The organism is Pseudomonas sp. RIT-PI-q (assembly GCF_001297125.1).
Classification (GTDB): Bacteria; Pseudomonadota; Gammaproteobacteria; order Pseudomonadales; family Pseudomonadaceae; genus Aquipseudomonas.
On record NZ_LHPC01000007.1, the window covers coordinates 315,915 to 327,775 of the forward strand.

General features: G+C 54.6%; 11 protein-coding genes, 4 tRNA genes and 1 rRNA gene. All 16 read right to left on the minus strand.

Annotated features, from left to right (window positions below; all coding sequences use genetic code 11):
* Positions 1 to 5: 5 nt before the first annotated feature.
* Positions 6 to 4,079, minus strand: coding sequence for a DNA-directed RNA polymerase subunit beta (rpoB, locus tag AEQ67_RS01720; protein ID WP_059402170.1), 4,074 nt, complete (start codon positions 4,077 to 4,079; stop codon positions 6 to 8).
* 220 nt (positions 4,080 to 4,299) lie between these two features.
* Positions 4,300 to 4,665 (minus strand): 50S ribosomal protein L7/L12, encoded by a 366-nt coding sequence (rplL, locus tag AEQ67_RS01725; protein WP_010467258.1) that lies wholly within the window; start codon positions 4,663 to 4,665, stop codon positions 4,300 to 4,302.
* 80 nt (positions 4,666 to 4,745) lie between these two features.
* Positions 4,746 to 5,246: a 50S ribosomal protein L10 gene (gene rplJ, locus AEQ67_RS01730; RefSeq protein ID WP_028621539.1), complete on the minus strand. Its 501-nt coding sequence runs from the start codon at positions 5,244 to 5,246 to the stop codon at positions 4,746 to 4,748.
* A gap of 198 nt (positions 5,247 to 5,444) precedes the next feature.
* Entirely contained in the window at positions 5,445 to 6,140 is a 696-nt protein-coding gene (gene rplA / locus AEQ67_RS01735; RefSeq protein ID WP_007896626.1) for a 50S ribosomal protein L1, read from the minus strand.
* Positions 6,140 to 6,571 carry a 50S ribosomal protein L11 gene (gene rplK / locus AEQ67_RS01740; RefSeq protein WP_003210097.1) on the minus strand — a complete coding sequence of 144 codons (432 nt, stop codon included), beginning with the start codon at positions 6,569 to 6,571 and terminating at the stop codon, positions 6,140 to 6,142. The genes rplA and rplK overlap by 1 nt, the downstream gene beginning before the upstream one ends.
* Before the next feature lie 117 nt (positions 6,572 to 6,688).
* Positions 6,689 to 7,222 carry a transcription termination/antitermination protein NusG gene (nusG, locus tag AEQ67_RS01745; RefSeq protein ID WP_007896622.1) on the minus strand — a complete coding sequence of 178 codons (534 nt, stop codon included), beginning with the start codon at positions 7,220 to 7,222 and terminating at the stop codon, positions 6,689 to 6,691.
* A 9-nt stretch (positions 7,223 to 7,231) separates the two neighbouring features.
* Entirely contained in the window at positions 7,232 to 7,600 is a 369-nt protein-coding gene (gene secE / locus AEQ67_RS01750; protein ID WP_008145488.1) for a preprotein translocase subunit SecE, read from the minus strand.
* A 45-nt stretch (positions 7,601 to 7,645) separates the two neighbouring features.
* Positions 7,646 to 7,721: transfer RNA gene (locus AEQ67_RS01755), tRNA-Trp, on the minus strand.
* A gap of 53 nt (positions 7,722 to 7,774) precedes the next feature.
* On the minus strand, positions 7,775 to 8,968 hold the full coding sequence (gene tuf, locus AEQ67_RS01760; protein WP_007896619.1) for an elongation factor Tu: 1,194 nt from the start codon (positions 8,966 to 8,968) through the stop codon (positions 7,775 to 7,777).
* A gap of 84 nt (positions 8,969 to 9,052) precedes the next feature.
* A tRNA-Thr gene (locus AEQ67_RS01765) sits at positions 9,053 to 9,128 on the minus strand.
* Between the two features lie 26 nt (positions 9,129 to 9,154).
* Positions 9,155 to 9,228 (minus strand) — tRNA-Gly (locus AEQ67_RS01770).
* A 23-nt stretch (positions 9,229 to 9,251) separates the two neighbouring features.
* Positions 9,252 to 9,336: transfer RNA gene (locus tag AEQ67_RS01775), tRNA-Tyr, on the minus strand.
* A gap of 142 nt (positions 9,337 to 9,478) precedes the next feature.
* The gene (locus AEQ67_RS01780; RefSeq protein ID WP_059402171.1) at positions 9,479 to 9,919 is read right to left on the minus strand and encodes a hypothetical protein; all 441 of its coding nucleotides are present in this window, start codon (positions 9,917 to 9,919) and stop codon (positions 9,479 to 9,481) included.
* 7 nt (positions 9,920 to 9,926) lie between these two features.
* Complete coding sequence (locus AEQ67_RS01785; protein WP_059402172.1) at positions 9,927 to 10,676, minus strand: pantothenate kinase; 750 nt, start codon at positions 10,674 to 10,676, stop codon at positions 9,927 to 9,929.
* Positions 10,666 to 11,625 (minus strand): bifunctional biotin--[acetyl-CoA-carboxylase] ligase/biotin operon repressor BirA, encoded by a 960-nt coding sequence (gene birA, locus AEQ67_RS01790; RefSeq protein ID WP_059402173.1) that lies wholly within the window; start codon positions 11,623 to 11,625, stop codon positions 10,666 to 10,668. The genes AEQ67_RS01785 and birA overlap by 11 nt, the downstream gene beginning before the upstream one ends.
* Before the next feature lie 134 nt (positions 11,626 to 11,759).
* Positions 11,760 to 11,861: ribosomal RNA gene (gene rrf / locus AEQ67_RS01795) — 5S ribosomal RNA — on the minus strand; the annotation flags it as partial.

An 11,861-nucleotide genomic window follows, 5' to 3' on the forward strand; every position in this document is an offset into this window, starting at 1 on the left:
ACGTGTTATTCGGTTTCCAGATCGATATCGATGCCGAGGGAACGAATTTCCTTGATCAACACGTTGAAGGACTCGGGCATGCCCGGCTCCATACGGTGATCGCCATCCACGATGTTTTTGTACATCTTGGTACGGCCGTTCACATCGTCCGACTTCACTGTGAGCATTTCTTGCAGAGTGTAAGCAGCACCGTATGCTTCCAGTGCCCAGACCTCCATCTCCCCGAAACGCTGACCACCGAACTGCGCCTTACCACCCAGCGGCTGCTGGGTAACCAGGCTGTACGAACCGGTAGAACGAGCGTGCATCTTGTCGTCTACCAAGTGGTTCAGCTTCAGCATGTACATGTAGCCAACAGTAACCGGGCGCTCGAACTTGTTGCCGGTACGGCCGTCGGTCAGCTGCATCTGGCCGCTTTCTGGCAGGTCCGCCAGTTTCAGCATGGCCTTGATTTCGCTTTCCTTGGCACCGTCGAACACTGGAGTGGCCATTGGAACGCCGCCACGCAGGTTCTTCGCCAGATCCAGGATTTCCTGGTCGGAGAAGCTATCCAGATCTTCGTTACGACCGCCGATCTGGTTGTAGATCTCGTCGAGGAATTTACGAAGCTCAGCGACTTTGCGCTGCTCTTCGATCATCCGGTTGATCTTCTCGCCCAGGCCTTTAGCCGCGAGGCCGAGGTGGGTTTCAAGGATCTGACCAACGTTCATACGCGAAGGTACGCCCAACGGGTTGAGGACGACGTCGACCGGGGTGCCATTGGCATCGTGCGGCATGTCTTCAACCGGCATGATCACGGAGACCACACCTTTGTTACCGTGACGACCGGCCATCTTGTCGCCCGGCTGGATGCGACGACGGATTGCCAGGTAAACCTTGACGATTTTCAGCACGCCTGGAGCCAGGTCATCGCCCTGCTGCAGTTTGCGCTTCTTGTCTTCGAACTTGTCGTCCAGCAGACGGCGACGATCGACGATGTAGGCCTGAGCCTTCTCGAGCTGCTCGTTCAGAGCATCTTCAGCCATGCGCAGTTTGAACCACTGACCATGCTCAAGACCGTCGAGAACTTCGTCGGTGATGTCCTGACCTTTCTTCAGGCCGGCGCCGCCTTCGGCTTTGTGGCCGACCAGAGCGGAACGCAGACGTTCGAAAGTCGCGCCTTCAACGATACGGAACTCTTCGTTCAGGTCCTTGCGGATCTCGTCGAGCTGAGTCTTCTCGATCGACAGTGCACGAGCATCACGCTCAACGCCGTCGCGGGTGAAGACCTGTACGTCGATGACGGTGCCCTTGGTGCCGGTAGGCACACGCAGGGAGGTGTCTTTAACGTCGCTGGCTTTTTCACCGAAGATCGCACGCAGCAGTTTTTCTTCCGGAGTCAGTTGGGTCTCGCCTTTCGGAGTGACCTTACCAACCAGGATGTCGCCTGCGCCTACTTCAGCACCTACGTAAACGATACCGGCTTCGTCCAGCTTGTTCAGTGCAGCTTCACCCACGTTCGGGATGTCTGCAGTGATTTCCTCTGGCCCAAGCTTGGTGTCACGTGCCACACAGGTCAGTTCCTGAATGTGGATCGTGGTAAAGCGATCTTCTTGAACGACTCGTTCCGACAGGCAGATGGAGTCTTCGAAGTTGTAACCGTTCCAGGCCATGAACGCGATGCGCATGTTCTGACCCAGTGCCAGCTCACCCATATCGGTGGACGGGCCGTCGGCCATGATATCGCTGCGCTGAACCCGATCACCTTTACGCACCAGCGGACGCTGGTTGATGCAGGTGTTCTGGTTGGAGCGGGTGTACTTGGTCAGGTTGTAGATGTCGACACCAGCTTCGCCGGTTTCAACTTCGTCATCAGCAACACGAACCACGATACGGCTAGCGTCGACGGAATCGATAACGCCACCACGACGAGCCACGACGCAAACGCCGGAGTCACGGGCTACGTTACGCTCCATGCCGGTACCGACCAGCGGCTTGTCAGCGCGCAGGGTTGGTACAGCTTGACGCTGCATGTTCGAACCCATCAACGCACGGTTGGCGTCATCGTGCTCGAGGAACGGGATCAGCGACGCTGCAACCGAAACTACCTGTTTCGGCGATACGTCCATCAAGGTGACGTCTTCCGGCGCCTTGACGGTGAACTCGTTCAAGTGACGAACAGCTACCAGCTCGTCGATCAGCATTTTCTTGTCGTTCATCGTGGCCGAAGCCTGAGCGATCACGTGATCAGCTTCTTCGATGGCGGACAGGAACACGATCTCGTCGGTGACCAGTGCGTCTTTCACCACACGGTACGGGCTCTCGAGGAAGCCGTACTGGTTGGTGCGCGCATAAGCGGCCAGGGAGTTGATCAGGCCGATGTTCGGACCTTCCGGCGTTTCAATCGGGCATACACGACCGTAGTGAGTCGGGTGTACGTCACGAACTTCAAAGCCAGCACGCTCACGAGTCAAACCGCCAGGGCCGAGTGCAGACACACGACGCTTGTGGGTGATCTCGGACAGCGGGTTGTTCTGGTCCATGAACTGGGAAAGCTGGCTGGAACCGAAGAACTCTTTCACCGCCGCAGCCACTGGCTTGGCGTTGATCAAGTCTTGCGGCATCAGGCCTTCGCTTTCAGCCATCGACAGACGCTCTTTGACCGCACGCTCAACACGTACCAGGCCAACGCGGAACTGGTTCTCGGCCATTTCGCCTACGCAGCGAACACGACGGTTACCCAGGTGGTCGATGTCATCGACGATGCCTTTACCGTTACGGATGTCGACCAGAGTCTTCAGAACCGCGACGATGTCTTCCTTGCACAACACGCCCGAACCTTCGATCTCGGTACGACCGATACGACGGTTGAACTTCATCCGGCCGACCGCAGACAGGTCATAGCGCTCAGGGCTGAAGAACAGGTTGTTGAACAGAGTCTCGGCAGCGTCTTTGGTTGGCGGCTCGCCAGGACGCATCATGCGATAGATCTCGACCAGCGCTTCCAATTGGTTGCTGGTGGAGTCGATCTTCAGCGTGTCGGAGACGAACGGACCGCAGTCGATATCGTTGGTGTACAGAGTTTCGATGCGAACAACCTGGGACTTGGCGATTTTTGCCAGGATCTCGGTATTCAGCTCGGTGTTGCACTCTGCCAGGATTTCGCCGGTTGCCGGATGCACGATGACCTTGGCGGTAGTGCGACCCAGGACGTAGTCCAGAGGCACTTGCAGCTCTTTGATCCCGGCTTTTTCCAGCTGGTTGATGTGGCGAGCAGTGATACGACGACCTTGCTCGACAATAACCTTGCCTTTGTCATCCAGGATATCCAGGACAGCAATTTCACCACGCAGGCGCTGAGGCACCAGTTCCAGGCTGAGGTTTTCACCCTGCACGTGGAAGACGTTGGTGGTGTAGAACGCGTCGAGCACTTCTTCAGTGGTATAGCCGAGCGCGCGCAGCAGTACCGATGCAGGCAGCTTGCGACGACGGTCGATACGCACGAATACGCAATCTTTCGGATCGAACTCGAAGTCCAACCACGAACCGCGGTAAGGAATGATGCGCGCGGAGTAAAGCAGTTTGCCGGAGCTGTGCGTCTTGCCACGGTCGTGGTCGAAGAACACGCCCGGGGAACGGTGCAGCTGGGAAACGATTACACGCTCGGTACCGTTGATTACGAAAGTACCGTTCTCAGTCATCAGGGGGATTTCACCCATGTAGACTTCTTGCTCTTTAATGTCCTTGATCGCTTTGTTCGACGATTCTTTGTCGAAAATGATCAGGCGCACTTTTACCCGCAAAGGTACGGCGTAAGTTACACCGCGCAATACGCATTCTTTGACATCAAATGCCGGTTCGCCCAGGCGATAACCGACGTACTCCAGCGCAGCATTGCCGGAGTAGCTGATGATCGGGAAAACGGATTTGAAGGCCGCATGCAGGCCCACGTCGCGGAACTGATCTTTAGTCGCTCCCGCTTGCAAGAATTCACGATACGAATCCAGCTGGATGGCCAGGAGGTAAGGCACATCCATGACGTCCGGCAACTTGCTAAAGTCCTTGCGGATACGTTTTTTCTCAGTATATGAGTAAGCCATCAGCGTTCCCCAGCTTGGTCACCTGCTTGTTTGGCCCCTCCCGACGGGAGCAGCCAGAAAATCGTGCAAACCCCATGGTTTGCGCCACCGCATCGGGTGGTTACAGCTCGTTACCAGCACCGACCCAGTCGGCTGCCAATAACGGAAAAAGGCCGGTGGCAAGAGCCACCAGCCATCAGCCTTTCGCTTAACGCTCGGGCTGGAGACGCAAAGTCGATGCTTACTTCAGCTCGACTTTAGCGCCTGCTTCTTCCAGAGTGGCTTTGGCTTTGTCAGCTGCGTCTTTCGAAACAGCTTCCAGAACCATGCCAGGAGCGCCGTCAACTACAGCCTTGGCTTCTTTCAAGCCCAGACCGGTCAGTTCACGTACTGCCTTGATCACGTTAACTTTCTTCTCGCCAGCTTCCAGCAGCATGACGTTGAATTCAGTTTGTTCTTCAACAACGGCAGCGACAGCAGCTGGACCAGCGGAAGCAGCGGCAGCGGAAACGCCGAACTTCTCTTCCATGGCCTTGATCAGCTCAACGATTTCCAGAACGGATTTTTCGCCGATTGCTTCGATGATTTGGTCGTTAGTCAGAGACATGACTATAAATTCCTGTATTGGGGTGACAGCCTACGCGGCCATCGAAATAAACAATAAACGCTGAAAGGAGTCGCTCAGCCTTAGGCTGCGGCAGCTTCTTTCTGGTCGCGAAGGGCCGCCAGAGTACGAGCCAATTTGCTGGTTGCGCCTTGAATCACGCTCATCAGCTGAGAAATTGCTTCGTCACGGGTCGGCAGACTTGCCAGTACGTCGATCTGATTAGCTGCGAGGAACTTGCCCTCGAACGCAGCTGCCTTGATCTCGAACTTATCCTGACCTTTTGCGAACTCTTTGAAGATACGAGCAGCAGCGCCCGGATGTTCTTTGGAGAATGCAATCAAGGTCGGGCCAGTGAACACGTCGTTGAGCACGTCATATTGAGTGCCAGCAACGGCGCGCTTGAGCAGGGTGTTACGTACAACACGTACGTAAACGCCAGCTTCACGAGCCTCTTTACGGAGTCCGGTCATAGCGCTTACTGTCACGCCGCGGGCATCAGCCACAACAGCAGACAGGGCAACATTGGCAGCCTCGTTGACTTCAGCGACGATGGCCTTCTTGTCTTCGAGTTTAATTGCCACGGGTTTAACTCCTGCTTGTTACCGTTTCATCCAACCGGAGCCGGATGTCGTTTTGGTGTCTGATTCGGTAAGGAACCGGGAGCACCATCTGCGTAGGCTTGAGGTTTAAGACTTGCGTCGCCTACGGTCTTGGATAGCCCCCGCCAGGCAGGGACCCCAATCTTTCAATTGGCGCAATCGCTTGCGCCAACCTGTGTCTTACGCGTCGAGCGAGCCTTGGTCGATGACCAGACCTGGACCCATAGTGGTGCTCAGGGTAACGCGCTTGACGTAAATACCTTTCGAGGAAGCTGGCTTGATACGCTTCAGATCAGCGATCAGGGCTTCAACGTTTTCCTTCAGCTTGACGGCGTCGAAGCCGACTTTGCCAACGGAGGTGTGGATGATGCCGTTTTTGTCGGTGCGATAACGAACCTGACCAGCCTTGGCGTTTTTAACCGCGGTAGCTACGTCTGGAGTTACGGTGCCGACTTTTGGGTTAGGCATCAGGCCACGTGGGCCGAGGATCTGACCCAACTGACCAACAACGCGCATTGCATCCGGGGATGCGATAACTACGTCATAGTTCAGGTCGCCGCCTTTCATTTCGGCAGCCAGATCGTCCATACCTACACGGTCAGCGCCGGCAGCCAAAGCGGCCTCAGCAGCTGGACCCTGGGTGAACACAGCAACGCGAACAGTCTTGCCAGTGCCGTGTGGCAGCACAGTAGCGCTACGAACGACCTGGTCGGATTTACGCGGGTCAACACCCAGGTTTACAGCAACGTCGAAGGACTCGCTGAACTTGACAGTCGACAGCTCAGCCAGCAAAGCAGCAGCGTCTACAAAGTTGTAGGACTTGCCTGCTTCGATTTTGCCGGCGATAGCCTTTTGACGTTTGGTCAACTTAGCCATTACACACCCTCCACGTTAAGGCCCATGCTACGAGCAGAACCGGCGATAGTACGCACGGCCGCATCCATATCAGCTGCAGTCAGATCCGCGTTTTTGGTTTTCGCGATTTCTTCCAGCTGAGCACGAGTCACGGTGCCAACCTTAACGGTGTTCGGACGAGCGGAACCGCTAGTCAGACCAGCAGCCTTCTTCAGCAGAACCGAAGCAGGTGTGGATTTGGTTTCGAAAGTGAAGCTACGGTCGCTGTAGACAGTGATGATCACTGGAGTCGGCAGACCTGGTTCAATACCCTGAGTACGGGCGTTGAAAGCCTTGCAGAATTCCATGATGTTCACGCCGTGCTGACCCAGAGCAGGACCAACAGGTGGGCTTGGGTTAGCCTGAGCGGCCTTCACTTGCAGCTTGATGTAAGCGGTAATCTTCTTGGCCATGAGGCACTCCAATTACGGGTTCGAACGCCTCGAAAGGCTCCCCGGTTACTTGCGCGTTTATCCCAGTGACGACAAAACCCCACAGCCTAGGGCTGCGGGGTTGGGATGCTTGCCCAGCTAGACCTTTTCGACCTGGCTGAACTCTAGCTCTACCGGAGTAGAGCGACCGAAAATGAGCACCGCCACTTGGATCCGGCTCTTTTCGTAGTTAACTTCTTCGACCGTGCCGGTAAAGTCGGCAAACGGACCGTCATTGACACGTACCGACTCGCCTGGCTCGAACAACGTCTTCGGCTTCGGCTTGTCGCTACCATCAGCGACGCGACGCAGAATCGCTTCTGCCTCTTTATCTGTGATTGGTGCCGGCTTATCAGCTGTACCGCCGATAAAACCCATCACCCGAGGAGTATCCTTGACCAAGTGCCAAGTACCCTCATTCATGTCCATCTGAACCAGCACATAACCTGGGAAGAACTTGCGCTCGCTTTTGCGTTTCTGGCCATTACGCATTTCAACCACTTCTTCAGTGGGAACCAGAATTTCGCCAAAGCCATCTTCCATGCCAGCCAGCTTTACGCGCTCTACCAACGAGCGCATGACATGCTTCTCGTAACCGGAGTAAGCATGCACAACGTACCAACGCTTAGCCACGGGACACCCTTAGCCGACAATCAAGGAAACAAGCCAGCCGAGCAGGGAATCGAGCCCCCACAACAGCAACGCCATAACCAGAACAACAGCCACAACAATCAGTGTGGTCTGCGTGGTTTCTTGGCGAGTTGGCCACACGACTTTACGAATCTCGGTGCGAGCTTCCTTAACCAGTACAAAGAAAGACTTGCCCTTGACTGTCTGCAGGCCTACAAAGGCAGCTACAGCAGCAATGGCGAGCAAAGCAAGTACGCGGTACAGGATAGGCGAAGCAGAGTAATACTGATTGCCAACAACGCCAACAACCACCAAAGCGACTACTACTAGCCACTTGAGCAGATCGAAGCGAGAGCCTTGAGCTTCAGCTTTAGGAGTCATCTATGAAGATCCTGTGAAAAGAAAGCCAGATACACCAAGTGAATCTGGCAGGTCAGGAGGGAATCGAACCCCCAACCTACGGTTTTGGAGACCGTCGCTCTGCCAATTGAGCTACTGACCTAAAACAAAATCAGGCCGACCATTATGCCGGCCCGAAAAAGACATTACAACAATTTACTCGATAACCTTTGCCACGACACCAGCTCCGACGGTACGACCGCCTTCACGGATAGCGAAACGCAGACCATCTTCCATTGCGATGGTTTTGATCAGAGTGACTGTCATTTGGACGTTATCACCTGGCATTACCATCTCAACACCTTCCGGCAATTCGCAGTTACCAGTCACATCAGTCGTACGGAAGTAGAACTGTGGACGGTAGCCTTTGAAGAATGGCGTATGACGACCACCTTCTTCCTTGCTCAGAACGTAAACCTCAGCAGTGAACTTGGTATGCGGCTTGACGGTGCCCGGCTTGACCAGAACCTGGCCACGCTCAACATCATCACGCTTTGTACCGCGCAGCAAAACGCCGCAGTTCTCGCCAGCACGACCTTCGTCGAGCAGCTTGCGGAACATCTCAACACCAGTGCAAGTAGTTTTGACAGTGTCACGAAGACCAACAATCTCAACTTCTTCCTGAATGCGGACAATGCCACGCTCAACACGACCAGTCACGACAGTACCGCGACCGGAGATCGAGAACACATCCTCGATCGGCATCAGGAACGGCTTATCAATAGCGCGCTCAGGCTGCGGAATGTAGCTATCCAGAGTTTCAACCAACTTCTTGACGGCAGTTGTGCCCATCTCGTTGTCGTCTTGACCGTTCAGCGCCATCAGCGCAGAACCAATGATGATTGGAGTGTCATCACCTGGAAAATCATAAGTGCTCAGCAGATCGCGCACTTCCATCTCAACCAGTTCCAGCAGCTCAGCGTCGTCAACCATGTCAGCCTTGTTCAGGAAGACAACGATGTACGGAACACCAACCTGGCGGGACAGCAGGATGTGCTCACGGGTTTGTGGCATCGGACCATCAGCGGCCGAGCAAACCAGAATCGCACCATCCATCTGAGCAGCACCGGTGATCATGTTTTTTACGTAGTCGGCGTGACCAGGACAGTCCACGTGTGCGTAGTGACGCACGGCCGAATCATACTCAACATGAGCGGTGTTGATGGTAATACCACGAGCTTTCTCTTCAGGGGCGCTATCGATCTTGTCGAAGTCGACCTTTGCCGAGCCGAAAACTTCGGAGCAGACGCGGGTCAAAGCAGCTGTCAGCGTGGTTTTACCGTGATCTACGTGACCAATGGTTCCAACGTTGACATGAGGCTTATTACGTTCGAACTTTTCCTTAGCCATCAAAATCACCCTTAGGAGAAGAATTGAGCAAGTCAAACAAGCCATTAAAACAAAGGCAGATATTTTCATATCTGCCTTGTTATATGGAGCTCTTGAGCGGATTTGAACCGCTGACCTCACCCTTACCAAGGGTGTGCTCTACCAACTGAGCTACAAGAGCGTAACACTGCGCAGGATCTGCAAACTTGGAGCGGGTAGCGGGAATCGAACCCGCATCATCAGCTTGGAAGGCTGAGGTTCTACCACTAAACTATACCCGCGAGCTTGCAGCTCTCGCTAAAAATGGTGGAGGGGGAAGGATTCGAACCTTCGAAGTCGTAGACGTCAGATTTACAGTCTGATCCCTTTGGCCGCTCGGGAACCCCTCCTAAGCGAGCCGGCATTCTATATCATGCCAGCCTTCTGTCAAGCATTTTCTCATTAAAAACCTGAGGTTAGCTGCGTTGACGTCGCTTCGTAGCGTTAACCGTTAAAGGTGTTCACTGCGAAGCGGGCGCCATTCTATGCAAACTATTCGGCAGGTGCAACCCCCTCACACGGCATTATTTTATGTTTTAACTCATTGAATTCTCTAGAAAGGTTTTTTAGCTGAGCGTCATCCAGCCAGCGTCGGCTTTCTGGTGCCACACGCACCCAGTAACCAGCAGACTCCGAGGGATCCTTTGGCAAGGATTGGTACTTGATGTCCATACCACTCAGCCGCCGCTCAACCGCCTGAGCGGCTTCCTGACGCGTAAAACCGCCGAGGTAGAGGCAACCATTGTCGGCCTGGGTAGATTTTGCTTTATCGCGAGCCGCGTCAGCCGTCTCGCTCAACAAGCGGATGTCCTGTTGCGACCCCCGATACAAACTCAACGGCGTTACGTCCTTCGCACGAAGAGGAGCCTCCTGTTGGTGCCAGATGTAATAGAACACATTGAGAACAAGCAGCAGCAGAAACAACCAACGCATAAAAACCTCAGGACAAGGGACACGCCATAGCCAAACCTACAAATACCAGATCTGGAACAACCCTGGCCTCGGGTACGACCTCAGCGACCAGATCCGCATCCCCTCCAGTGAGGAATACATCGAAGTCATCCCCCCAGTAGCTACGCGCTAACTCCAATTGGGTCAGGACAAAGCCTCTCAGCATCAGCAAGCATCCCCGCTCGACCGCTTCGACTGTTGTACGACCCGGAACAAGACTTTCCAGAGCGCGCTCCGCCGCAAGATCCCCGTAACGAATTCTACGGGTATGGGTTCGCAACTGATTTCGCATCAATGGCATTCCCGGACATATGAACCCTCCGAGATGCCCCCCGTCCTTTGAGATGAAGTCAGCAGTAACAGCAGTGCCAAAATCGAGCACAAGACTTGCGCCCGACGCGAGATGAAAACCTCCAAGCATTGCCAGCCAGCGATCAAGCCCTAGCCGCTCGAACTCCTCATAGCCGTTGCGCACCCCGGCCATTTCCCGAGCAGGAGCCGCACACATCACCGACACACTGAAAGCCTCTTCAAGCAGTGAAATCAACGCGGCAGTTTCTTCGGCAGTCCTGACACTGACCAACCGACAATACTTGAGAGCCAGCCCGCAGAGGCTCTTCAGGCTCTCCAGCAGCGCGAGATCTGAATCAACGACGCCCTCACCAACCACCCGTCGAGCATCCGCGTCGAGCACACGCCACTTAATGAAACTGTTTCCGCAGTCGAGCTCAAGAATCATCACGCAACCTCAGACTAAGCTCACCGCCACTAAAGACTTTTTCCACACCATCCACCTTCAAGCGCAGAGCACCCTGATTATCAATACCAAGCACTTCACCATCTATTTGGTTGACACCGGCAATCAACGACACTGCCCGCCCTTGCCATAGATGATTTTGCTCCCACTCTGCCTGGATAGCTGAAAATCCGCCGACTTGATGACGACTCAAATAAGCCTGAAGCATCACGCCCAACTCCGCGACCAGGTGATTACGATCAAACACCCTGCCTGACTCCAGACGCATAGACGTCCACTGCTGATCAACCTCATCCGTCATTTGCATGTTCACATTAATGCCAACACCCAGCACCACATGACACACGTCCGCGGGATCTCCCACCAACTCAAGCAATATGCCGGCGATCTTCTTCTGACCAACCAAAACATCGTTGGGCCACTTCAACCCTGCACCCGAAACACCAAGCTCTCGCAGGGCCTGCATGACGGCGAGCCCAACAACAAGACTCAAGCCTTCAAGCTGACGCATTCCACCTTCTATACGCAGCACCAGGCTGTAATAGATGTTTTCCGCAAACGGGCTAGCCCATTTCCGCCCACGCCGCCCGCGACCGGCAGTCTGCCGCTCGGCGAGCACCAGAAAGGGCGCGGCTTGGCCCCGCTCTATGGCACGCAGTGCTTCAGCATTAGTGGAGTCAATGGAATCGAATACCAGAACAGGCCAATCACAAGAAGGCGCCCGCGCTCTTATCTCCACAGGATCAAGCAGAGTTAAAGGTGCAGCCAATTGATAGCCGCGCCCCCGCACCTTATGGATGGACAAACCCAGTTCAGCTTCCAGATGCTGAAGCTGCTTCCATACAGCACTGCGACTGACACCCAGGGCAACGCCCAGGGCCTGACCTGAATGGAATCGGCCATCTTTAAGAAGCTTTAACAACGTCAGCATGCAAGTCTCGCCTCACAATGAGGTCCGCATGATAGCTATGCCCCGAGCCGTTGCATAGAAACCGTACAGACCACTTTCCTGCGGACAAAACAAAACCCCTACCTGCATTCGCAGATAGGGGTTTCGGAATTTAATCTTGACGATGACCTACTCTCACATGGGGAAACCCCACACTACCATCGGCGATGCATCGTTTCACTGCTGAGTTCGGGATGGGATCAGGTGGTTCCAATGCT